Genomic DNA, 19,208 nt, shown 5'->3' with positions numbered 1-19,208 from the left:
GTCGCTGGGAATTTATTGCTTTTTGCTGAGCAACACTTGGTAGGCATCAAGGGCAACCTTGTCACCCGACTTCAGGCCCGCCAGCACTTCGACCTCGCCATCTATGGGACTAGCGACACGGACTTGGGTGAGTACAAATTCTTCGCCCTTTTTAAGGTAAACGCTGCTCAGTTCGTTCATTGTGAGTAGCGCTGAGGTGGGCAGTTGGATTTTTTCTCGTTCGCCATTTTTAAAGGAAGCTTTTGCCCAAGTACCGGGTTGAAGGTTAGCTTCATTTTCAGGCAGATTAATGCGTACTTGATAGCTGTGGCTGACGGGATCGGCAAAACTAAAAATAGTGAGATCCTTTGAGATTAACTCGCGGCCATCACTTAAACGGACGAGGAATTCGGGGGCGTTTTTCAACTGATTGATGTAACGCTGTGGCACTTGGGTAATGGCGCGCATTTGACTCGCGGAAAACCCTGAAAGTAGCGCTTGTCCTGGGCTCACCGTTTCACCCAGTTCGACAAAACGCTCTGTGACTACACCACTAAAAGGCGCTGATACCACAGTGTATTTTAAGGATTCGCTGGCTTTGATGACGCGGGCTTGCGCTGCGGTTACGGCTTGTTCTGTGGCCTTAGCATTGGCGGTGGCTTCGTCCATCGCGCCCTTAGAAATCGCGCCTTGGGGAAATAACTCTTTATAACGTTTGTATTGCGCCTGTGCTTCGACATTCAAGGCTTTGGCTTTAGCTAAATCGGCCTCAAAGCTTGCGAGTTCAGCGCCTTGCTCTTTACTGGTGATCTCCAGTAGCGCGGCTCCCTCTGGGACAACATCGTTAACATCGTAGTTGAGTTTGACAATACGGCCAGAGGTTTGCGCCGATACCGTCGCCGCTTTTACTGCTTCTATGGTGGCATCTAAGGTGACCCAATTGGCGTAGGGTTTAGTTAAGACTTCGATAGTTTCGACTGAGGCAGCCTGGACTTGAGTACTGGCAAGTGCCAACAGTAAGAAAAAAGCGCGAGAAATTGACGTCATAATTTATATCATCCCAGATGCAATTCATGAGTAAATTCTAATGGAGTTATTTTCAATAGGCAATCAATATTTATTAGAAAAATTTAATATAGTATTTTTCCCTAATTTAGGAATAAGGCCCATAAGTGCCTTATTCCCCATCGTTTCAGTGAATTCCGACTAAGCCTAAGATTTAGTCATTTAAATAGTAGGTGAGTGTGGACACAATGCGAATTTGTTTAATGTAAGGCGTGCTGCTGTCGCGATCCGAAATAGTAAACTGGCCTTGACTCGCACTTTTAATTTTTCCGAGGCGAGAATCTGAGTCCTTAGCAAACTTTTCAGCCACTTCGCGGGCATTTTGAGTCGCTTCTTGCACCATCACAGGTTTGACTGAGTTGAGATCGGTAAACAGAAACTCAGTGCGATTATCATAATCTTGGCTGGCGATCGCTATGCCTTCCTTCACTAAGCTAATCATCTGCTTACGGGTGTTCAGCATTAAATCAATTTGCGGGGTATAAACAGATAGATTCACTTTTGCCGAGTAACGGTATCTAACGTTAGGATCGACATAACCTTGGGCTTGGCGATCTTCAATTGAAGGTAATGAAATCGTAATTTCGCTATCGCTAAAGCCTTGTTCCTTTAAAAATGCCACTACACGGTCGGTTTTTTGCTGAACCGTCTCGTAGAGCTTAGGCAGATTATTATCGACCTCAGTGAAATTGATTGGCCAAATCGCCACATTGGCTTTGACTTCTTTTTCCGCTAAGCCCTTGACTGTCACTGTGCGTTCCATGGCTTTCATCTGCAATAAGGCCGTGCTCGCTGTCTGGCCAACATACACAAGCCCAGCACAAAGGAAACCGCCCAGCAGCAGGGCTGGAAGGATGTTATTTTTTTCCATAAAAAGAATCTCTTGATTAGATGAACTCAGCCTACGATACCCAATAAACTTAAGTCATGCACTGGGTTTATTCGGGATAGATGCCGCTTAAGATTTGCAGGCGGCAGGTTGGCAATATCAGCTTGATGTCGCTTTTTCAGCTCGATGGCTCATTTTTCAGATTTTCAGACAGGCTATTTTTCTGGAGGAATAACACTCGGCTGCCATAATTCGACTTTATTACCGTCGGGATCGATAAACCAGCCAAAGCGGCCAAACTCTGAATCTTCAATGCCACCCACGAGCTGACCGCCACCTTGTTCGACCTGCGTGAGCGCTTGGGCTAGATCATCAACGATAAAGTTAACCATAAAGCTCTTATCTGAGGGGGCAAAATAGTCCGTGCTATGGGCGAAGGGCGTCCAAACATGGTAGCCGAGTGTCGCTTTATCTGTGTGATAAAACGCGGCGCCGCCCCAGTCTTCAATGGGGACTTGAAGATGGGTTTTATACCAAGTTGCCAAGGTAACAGGATCCGCACTTTTAAAGAAAATTCCACCGAGTCCAATGACTTTAGCCATAGCCGTAGCTGCGTTTACAGGAGTATGAATTAACTTTAGGCAATAAATGCTTAAGATACAAAAAAGCCGCAAAAAATGCGGCTTTTGGGTTAAGCGTTTAGCTTAGAACTGGTAGCTGTATTGAACTGAGTAGTACATACCACTTGATTCAGTAATTGCATTAACAGGACCTGTGATAGCACTGTTTTCGATCAGGTGAACTTTTTCACCTTTAATATAAGCGATACCAAAGTCAACGGTGTTTTGTGGGTTGATGTGGTAACTCATACCCGCTGTGTACCAGTTACGGTCAGAGTCTGGGAATGAAATTGAGCTGATTTCGTCCACAACGCCTTGGTCATGCATATAACCAGCACGCACAGTGAATTGCTCGTTGATTGTGTAAGTACCACCTAAGCTGAATAACCATGAATCTTTCCATTGGTATTCTTTCAGTGCAACATCACCTACGGCTTGTGTCACTCCAACAGCTGCAATCGTGGCTGTACCATCTTTAGCCGTGATTTGATCAAAGTTGCCCCACTGTGTGTGCTGCGCAGTATAGTGCAAAGCAAACTTAGGGGTGATTTGATGGAAACCGGCAACTTGGAAGATATCCGCTAGTGGAACATCTAAGCTATCAAAATTGGTCGCAACCGGAACAGTACCTACACCAGGAATGGTTGTCATCGAGACGGTATTGATATCACCTTCAACATTCACTGTCGGGCTGAAACGGTAGCTGATGCCGAAACGGTTATCTTTATCTAGCTCAATGGTGGCACCTACTATACCACCGAAGGCCCAGCCGTCAGCGTCGACGTCAACCAATGGCGTAGTGCCCATATTACGGGTTAAGCGGCCTTCGCCATAGACTGCGTCCAGACCCGCACCGATACTGAACATGTCATTAATACGGTATGAAAGGCTGGCGTTAAAGTTAACCGTTGTGACTTCAGTTTCGCCAAGCAGATCATAGGGTGCTGGTGAGTTCGCAGGTAAACTCTTTGAAAGTGAGCTGGCATCGGTACCGGTACCAAAGTTAGAAAACGCAGCAAAGCCCACGGCGAACTTATCGTCGATTGGGTGGATGTAGAAAATATTAGGGATAATTTTAGAGCTACCCGCGTCATCGATGCTGCCTAAGTCAACGGCACCACCGGCAAAGTTAACGTCTTTAACATCAACAGTAATATCGGCATAAGTTAAGCCAAAAGACACTGCATCTTTATCGAATAATGCCATTGCAGCAGGGTTACGTGATAACACAGAAGCGTTATCGGCAATAATCGCATCACCCGCAAATGCACGGCCCATACCTGTGGCTGATTGGCTGTTGAGTTGGAAACCTGAAGCTAAGGTTTGAGTACTTGCTAATGCGACAGAAACGGCAATGAGTGTCTTGTTGAATGTTTTCATTATAATTCTCTCTATTTTTTATAAGTATTGGATTTTTATTCGGTCCTAGTCAGCCGAAAGTCTTTAAATCCATTTATTAGTCTTCGGCATCTTATGGACTGAACCTAACCTCAACAAGTCCGACCAGATGTGAAAATTGTTAATTTTCAGTTAATTAAAAACCTTTAAAACAGAGGTTGAACTTTAGCATGCTTGAATGGTCTGGCCAGATGCTTGATATGAAGGGCTTTGGGTTTAACGGTAGGTTTCAATTGACGTTAATGGTTTGTAATTGTGTGTTGAGTATTTAAAAGGATACAAAATGTAAAAAGCGCACAAGTGTGCGCTTTTTAAGTTATATAAGCGTGTCGAAACTAAAGTGCAGACTTAAATTGTTCGAACTCTGTTGTTACATTTTCACTTGGTGCAGACAATTTGCTCACCAAAATACCGGCGAATGTGGCGAATACAAATCCTGGCAGGATTTCGTATAGTTCGAAAATCCCCCCCGTCAGTTGCTTCCAAATTACGACCGTTAATGCGCCGACAATAATAGTAGCAATGGCGCCATTACGGCTGTATTGCTTCCAAAATAGCGATAATAAGACGACAGGACCAAAGGCCGCACCAAAGCCTGCCCAAGCATAACTCACAAGGCTTAATACACTGCTTTCAGGATTGAGGGCAATGATGCCTGCGATCACGGCAATCGCCAGCACGCCCATGCGACCGACCATCATCAACTCGCGATCATCCGCTTGAGGGCGTAACCATTTACGGTAAAAATCTTCAGTGATAACACTTGAGCACACCAGCAACTGTGAATCGATAGTGCTCATGATGGCCGACAAAATGGCCGCAATAAGTAGACCACCAATCCAAGGGTTAAACGCGGCTTGGGCTAAATGAATAAATACCGTTTCTGAATTCGCCAGTGGCGCATTGGCGAAATACAGAGAACCGGCAATACCTGTGGCTAATGCGCCAATTAAAGATAAGACCATCCAGCTCATGGCAATACGGCGCGATAAGGGCAGGGCATCGGCACTGCCTATCGCCATAAAGCGCGACAAAATATGCGGCTGACCAAAATAGCCAAGACCCCATGCGAGTAAAGACAACATGCCTATCACTGTGGTTTTGTCGCTGACCAAGGCCAACATCGCAGGATCGATAGTTTCAATTCCGGCGTGGCTTTCAGGGTGAGAGAAAACGGCAAAGGGGACGATTAAGAGGGCGACAAGCATCAAACAGCCTTGAAAGAAGTCTGTCCAACACACTGCAAAGAAGCCACCAATAAAGGTATAACCGACTATGATGGCTGAGCCAATCACCAGCGCCACTGTGTAATCGAGACCAAAGACTTTTTCAAACAGAATCGCGCCACCGACCATGCCTGAGGAAGCATAGAAAGTGAAAAACACTAAAATAGTGATTGCGGAGACGAGCTTGAGATAGCCCTGGGTATCGTGGAAACGTTTCTCGAAGAAATCCGGTAAGGTGAGGGCGTTATCGGCGAGTTGAGTGTAAATACGCAGTCGTCTGGCGACAAATAGCCAGTTCAGCCAAGCGCCAAAAATTAACCCTATGCCAATCCAAGCTTCACCTAAGCCGCCTAAGTAAACCGCGCCGGGTAAACCCAGTAACAGCCAACCTGACATATCGGATGCACCCACACTGAGTGCGGTTACCGCGGGGCCCATTTTACGGCCACCTAAAATATAATCATCAACAGTATCGGTAGCACGGTAAGCCCAAAAACCTATGCCCATCATCAATACTAAGTAACCAACAAATGTGATTAAAATCGGGGTTTCAATCGTCATCTTACCTTTTCCCATCTTGTTATTATTAAAAGTGGCAAGCATGCTACCAGATGTTTGAACAATCGCCCATTAGCAGATAGAAGTGTGATTAAAATCTAACCTCCGATAGCATTGAAATATCGGAGGTTAATTTAAAAATAGCCGAGATAAGATGGGGTTAGATAAAGGTGTTCTTGATTTCGTCTTTTACATAGCTAAGGTCTGCTTTATCTTCACCTATAAGCAAAATAAACGCATCGGGTGTTTCAAAGCCCATTCCTTGGTATTTGCCATCGGCGAAGGTTTTGTCTAACACCATACGTTTCTCGAGTGGCACGATAAAGAGTGTGACCTTGCTTTGCTCGCCCTGTAGCACTAAGTGCAGGCTTTTCACCCCTTGAAAATCGCAATAGGAGGTGTAATACACTTTGCCCGGTTGTTGGGTGAACTTGGCATTGCCAAAGTCTTTCATCGACGCGAGCTGCGCATTGACCTGATTAAAGTTGACGTTTTGATCCACCTGTAAGGCAACACCTTCATGGTAGACATGGGCCAGTGCATGTTCGGCTAAATCGATTGGCCCTAAACGTAATAGACTAAAACTGATCCCCACCACAAATGCCACCGAGGCCGCCATCGCCACTAAAAAGCCCGTCTGACGGCGGTGTTTATGGTGTTGTTGCAACTGCTGACGCAAAATAAGTTTATCGGCGAGATCGTCCGCCACTTCTACTTTCAATGCATTTGTCAGTTTGGCATCAAGGTTTTTGAGCTCATTGATTAAGGATTGGTTTTCTGGCTTAGCATTAATTTGCGCCAGAAAATCAGCATCTTGATTATGAGGATCTTCATAAGCTTGACGTCTAAATTTAAGCTCATCCATTGGATTGACCTCTCACATCATTCTTCTCAAGTAGTTCTTTCAATTGGCTCCTCGCCCGAAATAAACGCGTCATTACGGTGTTGCGATTGAGCTCCATCAGCTCGGCAATTTCATCGCCGCTAAAGCCACCAATCAGTTGCAGTAAGAGTGGCTCGCGGTATTCGATATCCAGCTTGCCTATTTGCCGACGGATCAGGTATTGCTCGGTCTGCTCTTCACTGCTATTGGAGATATTGTCTTCTAAGGTATCTTGCTCAACGTCGGAATAATCGAACTGTTTACGCTCGAAACGCCGCGCATTCTCACGCCTAAGAATCGTGATCAGCCATGCCTTCGCCGCTTTATCATCCTTGAGGGAATCCAAAGAGCGCCACGCCCGCAAGAAGGTTTCTTGGGTAATGTCTTCAGCCACGTGTTTATCGCCGCATAACCAGTAGGCGTAACGGAAGATGTCTGCATGTAGCGCCTTGACTAGGCTGTTGTATCGTCGTTGTTTACTTAGCATGTCAGAAGAGACCGCGGGCTCGACGGATTTCTTACGCCAGTTAGCAAACATTTTTATTTTTTCGGCTTGTTGGCTGAATGTTTAGCATAGTTGAGCTCGCTTCTCTCTCATTAAATCCTTAATTTACTTAGGATTCAGTGGGCTTAATGGCGCCGATTTTGGGTTTGAATGTTTATGCTCACAGGCCTTAACCGCGTTAAGCAACGCGGCGCACTCTACGGTCAGCTTGTTAGTATTCGCACTGTTAGTATGGCTGTTGGCATCGGCCTTCGCACTATAGGCGGCAATTTGCAGTTGCTGTATCGCCTGTGCGAGTTGCGGTGACTGCTCGGCAATCTTATCGAGTGTCATAGGCGCTTGCTGTAACTCGCTGAAGTAGCGCTGTAACTGCAACATAATGCGGCTCACATCGCCACTGGCGCAGGCTTGCTCCAATCCCTGTAAGCCCGCAACATTTACTGATTGTGCTGAACTCATTGAAGCGTTAAGGGCAGTCGGGGCGGCCGATTGGTTTTTTAAGGCGCGGCGCCAAGCGATTAAAGTGATGATCCAAGCGACGAGAGTGATCAGCCATAGTGCAGCAAACACCTTAACCATCCAGGGGTCATTGTTGTCGGCCACTGAATTGGCTTGCCAAGAGGCTTGGGCGGGCGCATCTGTGACCGCACCGCCTGTTACCACTATGGTGCGTGCGGGGAGCGTCGCGGTTTCTTGACGTTTAAGGTGCGGATTCCACCAAGGCACTTTGACTTCGGGCAGGGTAAATGTTCCCGCTTTACTGGGAACGATTGCCGACGTAATACTGTACTGGGAGACAATTTGTGCATCGCGTACAAAGGTTTGTCGCTGAGGTTTCTCTGGGTATGACTTCAGTTCATTAGGCAGGGTTTGCACTATATCTGGCAGGCTATTTTCATCGGCATTAGAAGCCAATAAAGTCATAGTGCGAGTAATAGGGCTACCGACGGTAAACTCTTTAATATCCTCAGGGAAGTTCTCTTTTAGCACCACTAAATCGGCAACCAGCCATTGGCCTTGGAAACTTGTCGGTGCAGGATTCACTTGCACTGTGAGTGAGGGCGCGCCCGCTTGCATTGGGCGGCTTTCATTAAAGCCAAACATGCCGCCGCGGCGTTGGGATTCAACTAGCACATCGCCCGCAAAGGTCGCGCCTTTGATGTTCACTTGGCCGGGTAAGTCCGGAATGATGCCATAGGTGCGTTCAATCACGCGGTAACGACGGCCATCGACTATCTCTGAGCCATCCTTATCTTCGCCGATTTGTTTGATCTGCGCGCCTTCGATGACAGGTGCGCTCAATACGCCCCTTTGTAATTCCACTGCTAGATAGAGTTTCACCTTGTAGGTAATGAGCTGCCCGACATAGGCTTCGTCAGTCGACACTTTGGCATCGATGAATAGGTTGTTCATTTGCGCTGGCTGGCTGCCCGTTTCGACCACTTTGAGTGGGATCTGCGCCGAGCTGATGCCATCAATAGTAAAGGCTGGAATGGTCAACTGGCCTTTTTGTTTTGGCGCGAGCAACACTTGCCAGCGAGTCTCTTTGACCGCATCGAAGTTCATGATCTGTGTGCTGCGACTCACGCTGGTGCGGCCAACAATAAAGTCTTTCAGTAGGGCGGATGTGTCTAGCTTGCCGGTATCGATTTCATCATCGACGCTGATGTTGAGCACAAAGTATTCGCCCTCCATCACAGGATTACGATCGACCGATGCCTCAATTTTGCTGAGTGCAAAGGCGGGATGGGCTACTCCGATGGCAAGGAGTAGCAGGATAAAAAATTGTCTGATCACCACTGTTCGTTATCCTTTGATATTTGGCCATTTTGACGGCGTTTTTGATATTCCAACTGCATTTTATTGCGAAGTAACACTTGGGGGTCTTCACTCACGCCCCTCAGCGCTCGCTGCATTTCTGCGGGAAGCGGTTCGCTATTGGTTGGCGGCGCTTCGACAGATTCACTCATAGCAGCCTCTTGTTTATCTTGCGCATTTTTCTCTGGAGCTTCTTTGGCGCCAACGCTTTGCTTTGCTTGCTCCGCTGATTTTTGCGCCTCGGCATCGGCGTTAGCCTGCGCTTGCATCTTAGCTTCATTATCCGCTGGTGAATCGTCTACAGGCTCATTTTCCTTTGCATCCTGCTCGGCATTTTGCTGCTTGGCTTGTTGATCCTGTTGCGCTTTATCTTGATCTTGCTGAGCTTCATCCTGCTTGTCCTGAGCCTTGCCATTTTGCTTATCTTGCTCAGACTGTTGCTCATCCGCTTTTTGCTGCTCAGGGCTTTGATCAGAGCTTTGCTCAGGATTGGCATTGTCCTGTTGATCCTGAGACTCTTGTCCCGCTTGATCTTGCTTATCTTTTTGAGCGCTATCTTGGTCAGATTGCTGTTTATCCTGCGACTGTTGATTACCGGATTGTTGGTCGCCAGACTGTTGGTCACCTGAATTGGAATCTCCGGACTGCTGATCGCCTTGTTGATCTTGGTTTTTATCCTGTTGATCGTTTTTACCTTGCTGCTCTTTCAATTGCTTTTCAGCCAGTTCAAGGTTGGCCTTTGCCGCAGGAAAATCGGCTTGTTTTTCAAGTGCAGCTTGATAGCGCTCCTTTGCCTTATCGGGTTTACCGAGTTGCATTAGCGCATTGCCTTGATTGTAGAGGCCTTGGGCTGAGCTATCTTGCTCGAAGGTTTTCAGCGCTTGCTCATAATCACCGGCCTTATATTGGGCGCTGCCACGCCATTGGGGTGACTCAAACTGCTTAGCGGCGTTGGCATAATCTTGGGATTGATAGGCCTGCATCGCTTGCTGATCTGTCGTTTTCCACACATTGTCCCAGGCATTGTCCCACACACTGGCATGGGCAGGCTGAGGCGCGGCCGCGAGCAGTAAGCCGCCAATGAGAGTGGCAAATCCAACGCTTGCCACGATTCCTTGCCTAAAGCTGAAAAGGGCGGGCAGCAGTAATAGCAGGGCGAGATAAGGGCCAAGATCCTGCCAGGTTTCACCGTCAAGATCTGTGGCTTTGGCATCGCCCGTATCACTTAACCAATGTTGTAATTGGACCAGATCATTGCCGTCGGTGCGATTTTGGATTAACACGCCTTTATTATCCGCTGCCAGTTTTTGCAGCAGGCCAAAGTCAGTGCTGGCCACAACGACTTCGTTGCTGCTGTCGCGCTGCAATTGTCCATCGGGTAGACGAATTGGCGCGCCTTGGCTGGTACCAAAAGCGACGACCGCAAGACGATATTGCGTGCCACTTAATGCCGAGTTAGCGTCATCAAATTGGGCTGCGGTTATGCCATCTGTCATCAGGATAATATCACCGCGAATATGCCCACCCTGAGCCAGTAGCGTTTTAGCTTGGGTTAAACCTGCCGCTAAGTTTGAGCCACGAACGGGCATGATTTCAGGGCTTAAGGTCGGCAATAAATTGAGTAGCGTGCCGGTATCGCGCGTTAACGGGCTGATAGTAAAGGCATCGCCGGCAAAGGCGACTAAACCTGTTTCACCTTCTTTAAGATTACGCAGCAGATCCGTAGCCCTAAATTTAGCTTGGGTTAAACGGTTCGGCGCCAGATCGGTAGCGAACATAGACACAGACATGTCCATCACAAGTACGCGGCCTTGCTCGGCGGCAAACACAGGTAAGGACTGTTTATTAACGGCAGGTCCGGCGAGCGCAAAAGTCGCAATCAGCCAAGTGAAAGCTAATAAATGCAAAGGACGGCGGGATTTCTTGCTGCCTTGGGTGACCAATATTTTGGCTAAGTGCGGCGCAATATAACGATTCCACGCACTGTGGTTTTCGTGTTGTCGCCATAAACCCAACAACACTAAAGCCAGTGGCAGCAGGGCGAGTAGCCATTCTGGGCGAATAAAATGTAGGCTCATTATCTAATGTTCCCCTGTGAAGTGGTTGCGACAGAGGGTTTAACGCGGCGCGCTGCAAAGAATGGTAATTGACCTAAGGCAATCCACAGGCTCGTCAGTAACGCCAGTGCCAGCGGCCAATAGAACAAATCTGCCTGCGGACGATAGCTTAACTGATCGCGACTTACAGGTTCGAGTTTATCGATTTCTTGGTAAATCTGGTCGAGCTCTTGGCTGTTGCGGGCGCGGAAATAACGGCCGTGGGTGACGTCGGCGATATGCTTAAGCTGGTTTTCATCCAGATCCATCGAGGGATTAACCCGCTCGCGGCCAAAGAGTGTGCGGCGCTCCATCACATCGGCACCGACACCGACAGTGTAAATGGTAACTTTACGATTAGCGGCAATTTGTGCCGCCTGCTCTGGCTCAATATTGCCCGCGTTGTTAGAGCCGTCGGTCAATAAAATCAACACTCTGTTACTCTCGTCCATTTTATCGAAACGTTTTACCGCCAGCCCTATGGCTTCACCTATGGCGGTTTGTTTACCGACTAAGCCGATTTGTGCTTCTTTTAAAAATTGCGCTACTGAACGTCTATCTTGGGTGAGCGGCGCCTGCAAATAGGCGTGATCGGCAAAGAGAATTAAACCGATACGGTCGCCTTTGCGGCGCTCGATAAAGTCACTGACGACGTGTTGGATTAAGGTGAAACGGTCGACGGTTTTGCCATTTACCACCATGTCTTCAATCTGCATACTGCCGGATAAATCCACCGCCATCATCAGATCGCGGCCTTGGCTTGGCAGTTCGATCGGTTCGCCAAGCCATTGCGGACGAGCAATAGCGAGCAGTAGCAGGCACCACATCAGCCAGTAGCGTTTGCGACTCTGGCGCGTGTTGGCCGCTAAGCTTTGTTTACCTGTTTGGCTTATTCCGGGGAGTTGCAGCCGGCCACCATCCACTTGTACGGTTTGTTGGCGCCAAAAAATCAAAGGTAAAGGCAGTAATATCAATAGCCAAGGCCATGCAATTGTTAACATTGTGCCTCCGGTTGTTTGGTGTCAGCTGGCTCGATTGACGCTTGGCTTTTAGCTTGAGCGTCGCCACTAGCTTGAACGTAGCCCTTAGCTTGAACAAGAGTCTGCTCAGGCGCACTCAGTTTTACTTTCGATGCCAACCAAGCTTGTGCGAGTTCATGTAATTCATTGGCTTCAGCTAAGGTCAACGGCGTTGGCTGGTGACGTTTGGCCAACAAGTGGCCGATACGTTGGCGTTTAGGCGCGGGTAAATAGCTGTCTAGCCACGTCGCCCAAGCTTCACCATCTAAGGAGGCTATTGCTTCTCTGCTGAGGTAACTCATGGCGGTTCGCTTTAATAGGCTATTAACGTCACAGACATAGGACGGCGCTTGTCTATCAAGCTGACTGAGTAACTGTTTCGCGGCTTTTTTCGGCGCGAAGTCACGGGCGCGTTTTCTTAGCCAGATAACTAAGAGTGTGATGAGAGCAATCACTAGCCCGAGGACTAGCCAATAACCGATTGCCCAAGGCCAAGCGCCGATTGGATCGGGATGAATGATATCCTGCAGATCCGCCAGCGCTGGGTTTGGCGCTGTAGCCATAGAGACTGCAGCCTGTGGATTTGCTATCACTGGTGTCACTATTTCTGAATTCACTGTTGCTGGATCCATAGTTAACGCAATAATTCCAATTGATGGGCTAGGGGAGCACCCGCATCGATGAGCTGAGCGCGCACGCGCAGTTGCTGCATCATGGCGATAAAGTCCCTTTGCTGACGCAGCTGAATGTCGAGCCATGCCTGATAACTGTGGCGGGTGAGGACTAAGTCCTCATCCCCATCACGTACCGGCAAACTAAAGTTGTGCGGTAACGGCAGTGTCCCTTGGCGCAGGGGATCGGTAATCAGGTAGGCGCCCACATCGCAATGACGTTTAAGCTCGGTTAACGGTGCGATACATTGGGGGCTAAAATGGCTGCCATCTGTCACTATCCACACCAAGGAGCCGGGTTTGGCGATGCGTTGTAATCGCTGACAAGCGCGCAGGATATGATCAGGATCGCGCTGGCCGCTGCCAACATGATTGAGTTGATTCTTATGCACACGGCGCAGGCCTGAGATCAATTGCAATATGCCCTGACGACGGCTGCGGGGTTTAAGCTCTAGATGCTCAGACTCGCACGCGATCAAGGCGCCGAGTCTATCGCCATGGTTAATGGCATTCCAACCTAAGGTGGTCGCTAGGTGTCCTGCTTGCACCGATTGCAGTAATAAACTGGAGCCAAAATAGAGACTTTGGCTTAAGTCGATTAACAACAGAATAGGGCGCTCACGTTCTTCGACAAATAACTTAGTGTGGGTTTTGCCCGTGCGAGCGGTGACGCGCCAATCAATGGTGCGCACATCGTCGCCCTGTTGATAGTGGCGCACCTCGGCAAACTCCATCCCGCGGCCTTTGATTAAGCTGCTGCGATGGCCCGCTAAGTTAGCGCGGGCACGGCTGTAACGCTCCGGCATAGCGCGGGCGATATTTTGGCACGCCAGCAGCTCTTGCTCGGTTAAATGCAAGCCATCGGCAAACAGCGGCAAGCCATCGGCCGAGGCTGAGAGTCGCGCAGTGTCACTCATCTTATTTCACCTTTATCTTCACCGTTAAGGTACTGCTACTTGACTCAAGATGTGATTGATCACCTGATCGCGGCTGACGCCTTCGGCTTGTGCCTGATAGCTGAGTAATAATCTGTGTCTTAACACATTCGGTGCAACGGCTTGAATGTCTTCCGGTGAAACAAAGTCTCGCTCGTGCAGCCAAGCGCGGGCGCGGGCGCAGCGTTCTAACGAAATAGTGGCGCGTGGGCTGACACCGTACTCAAGCCATTTCGCTAAGTCTTCGCTGTAACGTAAAGGTTCGCGGGTCGCCATCACAATTTCGACTATGTATTTTTCGAGTGGCTCGGCGAGATAGATTTCCATGGCTTCGTCACGGGCGGCAAACACATCGGCCTGAGCAATCGGCTCAGTCGTCGGCAATTCGTGGGTGAGTGCTTCTTTACGGGATTGGCGCAGAATTTCGATTTCAGTCTCGCCGCTCGGGTAATCAAGATTCAAGTGCATTAAAAAACGGTCCAGCTGTGCTTCGGGCAGGGGATAAGTGCCTTCGTTTTCTAATGGATTTTGGGTTGCCATCACTAAAAACAGCGGTGGCAGCTTATAACTGTGCTTACCAACTGTGACTTGACCTTCGGCCATGGCTTCTAATAAGGCCGATTGTACCTTGGCGGGGGCGCGGTTAATTTCGTCCGCCAAGATCAAATTGTGGAAAATCGGTCCGGCTTCAAACTCGAAGGTGCCGGTTTGCGAGCGATAAATATCTGTGCCGGTTAAGTCGGCAGGCAGCAGATCTGGGGTAAATTGAATGCGGTGGAAATCGCCCTCAACCCCGTCACATAAGGCTTTCACCGCACGGGTCTTGGCCAGTCCCGGTGGACCTTCAACTAATAAGTGGCCATTGGCAATTAAGGCAATGAGCAGATTTTCGGTCAATACTGGCTGCCCTAAAACAACCTTATTTAGGTAAGTGCGTAATGCATGGAAGCGACTCAAAGGCATGATGCTACTCGTTTTATTATGTTGAAAATGCGTGTGTGGGCTATAGACAACAGCTATGGTAAAGAATTCCCTTAGGGTTTGGCTAGTGTTAAAAAAACAAACAGGTGTTTAAAACTTGCTGACAAGAAGTTAGAATCAAATCACACTTTAATGGTCAGACCTGTTATTGGGCGTTTTTCGCCGTAAAACAATGGGTCAAACACGGAAATAGCTAGCGCCGCCTGAAATCTCTCAGCGATTGCGCACATAAAGAGGGTGACAAATGAGTGATAGACAACAGGTTACGAACGCCAAGGGCGAGCGTATCGCAATTGTAGCGGGTTTAAGAACGCCATTTGCAAAGCAAGCCACGGCATTCCACGGTGTATCGGCGCTCGATATGGGCAAAATGGTGGTCAATGAGTTATTGGCGCGCTCTGAACTGGACCCTAAGCTGATTGAGCAGCTGGTCTATGGACAAGTGGTGCAAATGCCCGCTGCACCTAACATCGCCCGTGAAATCGTACTCGGTACTGGCATGAATGTGTCGACCGATGCCTATAGTGTCACTCGCGCCTGTGCGACTAGCTTTCAATCTGCCGTAAACGTGGCCGAATCTATCATGACGGGCAATATCGAAATCGGTATTGCGGGCGGCGCCGACTCTTCATCTGTCTTGCCTATCGGCGTGTCGAAAAAATTAGCCCATGCGTTAGTCGATCTGAATAAAGCCCGTAGCTTTGGGCAAAAACTACAAATTTTCCGTCGTTTAGGCATTAAAGATTTATTACCTGTACCGCCTGCGGTTGCCGAGTACTCAACGGGCTTGTCTATGGGACAAACCGCTGAGCAAATGGCAAAAACCTACAATATTAGCCGCGCCGATCAAGATGCTTTAGCGCACCGCTCGCACACCTTAGCGAGTGAAACTTGGGCTTCGGGCCATCTTCGTGACGAAGTGATGGTTGCCCATGTGCCACCGTATAAACAGTTTATCGATCGCGATAACAATATCCGCGAAAACTCGGTACTGGAGTCATACGCTAAGCTGCGTCCTGCATTCGATAAACAGCATGGTACTGTGACGGCGGCCAACAGTACGCCACTGACTGACGGTGCCTCAGCGATTATCCTGATGAGCGAAGGTCGAGCTAAAGCCTTAGGTTATCAACCAATTGGTTACATTAAGAGCTATGCCTTTAGCGCCATAGATGTGTGGCAAGACATGCTGATGGGACCCTCTTACGCGACGCCACTGGCGCTGAAACGTGCTGGAATGGAACTAGAAGATCTTACCCTGATTGAAATGCATGAAGCCTTTGCGGCGCAGACATTAGCGAACATGCAGATGTTTGCTTCGAAAAAATTTGCCGAAGAAAAACTCGGTCGTAACCGCGCGATTGGTGAAATCGACATGAGCAAGTTTAACGTGCTCGGCGGCTCGCTTGCCTACGGCCATCCTTTTGCTGCAACGGGAACCCGTTTGATCACGCAAGTGTGTCGTGAGCTTAAGCGCCGTGGTGGTGGAACTGGCCTAACAACGGCCTGTGCGGCTGGTGGTTTGGGCGTGGCAATGATAGTGGAAGTGGAGTAATCGGCATGGAAAAGACCTTTAATTTAACCCGCCGCGACGGCATTGCTATTTTGACTATGGATGTTCCTGGCGAAACCATGAACACCCTAAAAGCGCAGTTTGGCCCTGAAATCAGTGAGATTCTGGCCGAGATCAAAAGTGATTCGAGCATTCGCGGTTTAGTGCTGATCTCAGGCAAAAAAGACTCTTTTGTCGCGGGCGCAGATATTTCTATGCTCGATGCCTGTAAAACGGCGAGCGATGCCAAAGCCTTATCCCAACAAGGTCATGTAGTTTTCAATGAGCTAGAAGCCTTAACTATTCCTGTGGTTGCGGCAATCCATGGCGCCTGTTTAGGCGGTGGTTTAGAGTTAGCCTTAGCCTGTCATCAAAGGGTATGTAGCGATGATGGCAAGACTATGCTCGGCGTTCCGGAAGTCCAACTTGGCTTATTGCCAGGCGGCGGCGGGACTCAACGTTTGCCACGTTTAGTCGGCATTACGACGGCCTTAGATATGATGTTGACCGGTAAACAAATCCGCCCTAAACAAGCCTTGAAAATGGGCTTAGTGAATGATGTTGTGCCGCAGACGATTCTGTTACAAACCGCAGTTGAGATGGCGCTTGCGGGTAAACGAGTTCCTAAGCCTGTTAAAAAGTCACTCGTTAATCAAGTGCTTGAAGGCACGAGCTTTGGCCGTAATATTATTTTCGATCAAGCGACTAAACAGGTCGAAAAGAAAACCCAAGGTAATTATCCTGCGCCTGCCAAGATCATTGACTGCGTGCGTCAAGGGATTGCTAAGGGCATGCAAAAAGGGCTAGAAGTCGAAGCCGGTCATTTTGCCGAATTAGTGGTATCGAAAGAATCTGAAGCGCTGCGCAGTATTTTCTTCGCGACCACAGAAATGAAGAAAGAAACAGGCGCTGAAGGTGCTAGCCCGCGTAAAGTGAAAAAAGCGGTGATCTTAGGTGGCGGTTTAATGGGGGGCGGTATCGCATCTGTCACAACAACCAAGGCCAAAATCCCCGTTCGCGTCAAAGACATCAGCGAAAAAGGTTTAAGCAATGCATTGGCCTACGCCTACAAGTTGTTGGATAAAGGGGTTAAGCGCCGCCATATGACGCCTGCTGCCCGTGACAATTTAATGGCACTGATGACCACAACGACTGAATATAAAGGCGTTAAAGATGCCGATATCGTTGTGGAAGCGGTATTTGAAGACCTAGCGCTTAAGCATCAAATGGTGAAAGACATCGAGCGTGAGTGTGGTGAGCACACCATTTTTGCGTCAAACACCTCATCTTTGCCTATTAGCCAAATCGCTGAAGCGGCAACGCGTCCAGAGAACGTGATAGGTCTGCATTATTTCTCGCCAGTAGAAAAAATGCCGCTGGTGGAAGTGATTGCCCATGCTAAAACGTCACCAGAAACCATTGCGACCACGGTCGCATTTGCCCGTAAGCAAGGTAAAACACCGATAGTGGTACAAGACGGCGCGGGTTTCTACGTGAACCGTATTCTTGCGCTCTACATGAATGAGGCCGCGCAATTATTACTTGAAGGCCAAAGTGTTGAACATCTGGATAAAGCCTTAGTGAAGTTTGGTTTCCCTGTGGGCCCCATTACTTTACTCGACGAAGTGGGTATCGACGTGGGCGCTAAGATTTCACCAATCCTCGAAAAAGAATTGGGTGAACGTTTTAAAGCGCCAGCGGCTTTTGACAAGCTTTTGGGTGACGATCGTAAAGGCCGTAAAAATGGTAAAGGCTTCTATCAATACGGCGCATCGAGCAAGAAAGCTAAAGCTGTCGATGAGAGTGTTTATGGCGTGTTAGGCATTAAGCCTGGCACCAATAAAGACGCAAAAGCGGTTGCCGAGCGTTGTGTCGTACAAATGCTCAACGAAGCGGTGCGTTGTTTAGAAGATGGTATTATCGCATCACCAAGAGATGGTGATATTGGCGCCATTTTCGGTATTGGCTTCCCACCATTCCTCGGTGGACCATTCCACTATATTGACACTTTGGGCGCCGCGAACTTAGTGAAGATCCTTGAAAGTTATCAAAGTCAATTCGGTAACAGATTCGAACCTTGTGAGCGCTTAAAAACCATGGCTCAAGAAAACGCGCACTTTTTCTAAGTTTCAGTGAATCTAAGTCACAGTTAATCTAGGTCTTAGTCAATCAGGGTTGAACAAAAAAACGGCAGATTATTGCCGTTTTTTTTATTGCCATAAGGCATGTTTTTGCCTAAAAAATGTTCATAACTTAGATGTGGATCTTGTATAATCCGAGCCCTTGCTCGAGAGTGCAGTGCTCAGTGCTCAGTGCTCAGTGCTCAGTGCTCAGTGCTCAGTGCTCATTGCTCAGTGCTCAGTGCTCAGTACTGAGAGCGTAGCGATGAATGAGTGCTGCTCGTTTCTGCACTGTGCGGAGTACATTTATCCTGCTGTTAAAACGGCGTATTTAACATGTGCATCAGTCAGTAAGACTACGCGAGGAGCATCCGCATTTTGATGGGGATTAATTTCCCTATATTTATGATTTTTGTTATTTTTTAAAGAGGTGGTTTGTGGCTTTGCTGGTTATCTTTATCGCATTAATCTCGGCTTGGTACTTCGGCTTAGCTGCATTTACCGCAGGCCTTTGTGTTATGCATTGGGTATTACTGGGTTTTGTGCTCGGGCCTCTGGCTTATCCGCTCTTTACGACACACCGCCATTTAGCTTTGAGGAAAATCCGTTGTAGTGGGGAAGGGATATTAAATAGCTAATCTATCAATATGTAATGTCCTATCTTTTCACACTTTTCATATTCATATAAAACTAAAGGGAGCTAGTGCTCCCTTTATTGTTTATAGCCTAATTTTCTATAACAAAGCATGAGTCAGACTCATGGCTACAGGACTTAAATTAGTTCCACCAACCTTTCGCAGAAATCACTTCAAGGTGGTTTAAGCCTTCTGGTAACTTAACTTTTTTACGCGCTGGCTTGGATAAACCGAGTGCTTTTTTGATTGAATTTAGCATAGTCACTCTCCCTAACCTGATTAATGTTATGCAACTTCAGAGTTAATGAACTTAACGCA

16 protein-coding genes are annotated in these 19,208 nt (G+C 48.2%); 3 read left to right on the top strand and 13 right to left on the bottom strand.

Features of this window, described 5'->3' with window-relative positions; genetic code table 11:
• Positions 1-12: 12 nt before the first annotated feature.
• The 13 genes from Q4Q54_RS15685 to Q4Q54_RS15625 all read right to left on the bottom strand — a co-directional run bounded on the left by Q4Q54_RS15685 (position 13) and on the right by Q4Q54_RS15625 (position 14,565).
• Positions 13-1,026: an efflux RND transporter periplasmic adaptor subunit gene (locus Q4Q54_RS15685; protein WP_311988921.1), complete on the bottom strand. Its 1,014-nt coding sequence runs from the start codon at positions 1,024-1,026 to the stop codon at positions 13-15.
• 172 nt (positions 1,027-1,198) lie between these two features.
• Positions 1,199-1,915: an SIMPL domain-containing protein gene (locus tag Q4Q54_RS15680; protein ID WP_311988920.1), complete on the bottom strand. Its 717-nt coding sequence runs from the start codon at positions 1,913-1,915 to the stop codon at positions 1,199-1,201.
• Positions 1,916-2,088: 173 nt separating this feature from the next.
• Positions 2,089-2,475, bottom strand: coding sequence for a VOC family protein (locus Q4Q54_RS15675; protein ID WP_283628297.1), 387 nt, complete (start codon positions 2,473-2,475; stop codon positions 2,089-2,091).
• Between the two features lie 102 nt (positions 2,476-2,577).
• A complete protein-coding gene (locus Q4Q54_RS15670) occupies positions 2,578-3,873 on the bottom strand; it encodes an OmpP1/FadL family transporter (protein ID WP_261272863.1) in 1,296 nt (431 codons plus the stop codon).
• 353 nt (positions 3,874-4,226) lie between these two features.
• Complete coding sequence (putP, locus tag Q4Q54_RS15665; RefSeq protein ID WP_011847196.1) at positions 4,227-5,678, bottom strand: sodium/proline symporter PutP; 1,452 nt, start codon at positions 5,676-5,678, stop codon at positions 4,227-4,229.
• A 157-nt stretch (positions 5,679-5,835) separates the two neighbouring features.
• On the bottom strand, positions 5,836-6,540 hold the full coding sequence (locus Q4Q54_RS15660) for a DUF3379 domain-containing protein (protein ID WP_006082257.1): 705 nt from the start codon (positions 6,538-6,540) through the stop codon (positions 5,836-5,838).
• Positions 6,533-7,096, bottom strand: a complete 564-nt coding sequence (locus Q4Q54_RS15655; RefSeq protein ID WP_006085483.1) for a sigma-70 family RNA polymerase sigma factor — start codon at positions 7,094-7,096, stop codon at positions 6,533-6,535. Before Q4Q54_RS15655 ends, Q4Q54_RS15660 begins: the two co-directional genes overlap by 8 nt.
• Before the next feature lie 72 nt (positions 7,097-7,168).
• Positions 7,169-8,863: a BatD family protein gene (locus tag Q4Q54_RS15650; protein ID WP_311988919.1), complete on the bottom strand. Its 1,695-nt coding sequence runs from the start codon at positions 8,861-8,863 to the stop codon at positions 7,169-7,171.
• The gene (locus Q4Q54_RS15645; RefSeq protein ID WP_311988918.1) at positions 8,857-10,959 is read right to left on the bottom strand and encodes a VWA domain-containing protein; all 2,103 of its coding nucleotides are present in this window, start codon (positions 10,957-10,959) and stop codon (positions 8,857-8,859) included. The genes Q4Q54_RS15650 and Q4Q54_RS15645 overlap by 7 nt, the downstream gene beginning before the upstream one ends.
• Positions 10,959-11,978 carry a VWA domain-containing protein gene (locus tag Q4Q54_RS15640; RefSeq protein ID WP_311988917.1) on the bottom strand — a complete coding sequence of 340 codons (1,020 nt, stop codon included), beginning with the start codon at positions 11,976-11,978 and terminating at the stop codon, positions 10,959-10,961. The genes Q4Q54_RS15645 and Q4Q54_RS15640 overlap by 1 nt, the downstream gene beginning before the upstream one ends.
• Complete coding sequence (locus Q4Q54_RS15635; protein ID WP_311988916.1) at positions 11,972-12,628, bottom strand: DUF4381 domain-containing protein; 657 nt, start codon at positions 12,626-12,628, stop codon at positions 11,972-11,974. Before Q4Q54_RS15635 ends, Q4Q54_RS15640 begins: the two co-directional genes overlap by 7 nt.
• A 2-nt stretch (positions 12,629-12,630) precedes the next feature.
• Positions 12,631-13,584, bottom strand: coding sequence for a DUF58 domain-containing protein (locus Q4Q54_RS15630; protein ID WP_311988915.1), 954 nt, complete (start codon positions 13,582-13,584; stop codon positions 12,631-12,633).
• 24 nt (positions 13,585-13,608) lie between these two features.
• Positions 13,609-14,565: an AAA family ATPase gene (locus tag Q4Q54_RS15625; protein WP_006082248.1), complete on the bottom strand. Its 957-nt coding sequence runs from the start codon at positions 14,563-14,565 to the stop codon at positions 13,609-13,611.
• A 262-nt stretch (positions 14,566-14,827) separates the two neighbouring features.
• Between Q4Q54_RS15625 and fadI the strand changes: the two genes are divergently transcribed.
• The 3 genes from fadI (at position 14,828) to Q4Q54_RS15610 (ending at position 18,893) form a co-directional block, all read left to right on the top strand.
• Entirely contained in the window at positions 14,828-16,138 is a 1,311-nt protein-coding gene (fadI, locus tag Q4Q54_RS15620) for an acetyl-CoA C-acyltransferase FadI (protein ID WP_006082247.1), read from the top strand.
• Positions 16,139-16,143: 5 nt separating this feature from the next.
• On the top strand, positions 16,144-18,261 hold the full coding sequence (fadJ, locus tag Q4Q54_RS15615; RefSeq protein WP_311988914.1) for a fatty acid oxidation complex subunit alpha FadJ: 2,118 nt from the start codon (positions 16,144-16,146) through the stop codon (positions 18,259-18,261).
• Between the two features lie 431 nt (positions 18,262-18,692).
• Positions 18,693-18,893, top strand: a complete 201-nt coding sequence (locus Q4Q54_RS15610) for a hypothetical protein (protein WP_311898172.1) — start codon at positions 18,693-18,695, stop codon at positions 18,891-18,893.
• The last annotated feature ends 315 nt before the right edge of the window (positions 18,894-19,208 follow it).

The organism is Shewanella sp. SP2S2-4 (assembly GCF_031932025.1).
In the GTDB taxonomy this organism is placed as follows: domain Bacteria; phylum Pseudomonadota; class Gammaproteobacteria; order Enterobacterales; family Shewanellaceae; genus Shewanella; species Shewanella baltica.
The sequence above is the reverse complement of the archived record's forward strand: the minus strand, read 5'-3'. Positions and strand labels throughout refer to the sequence as shown.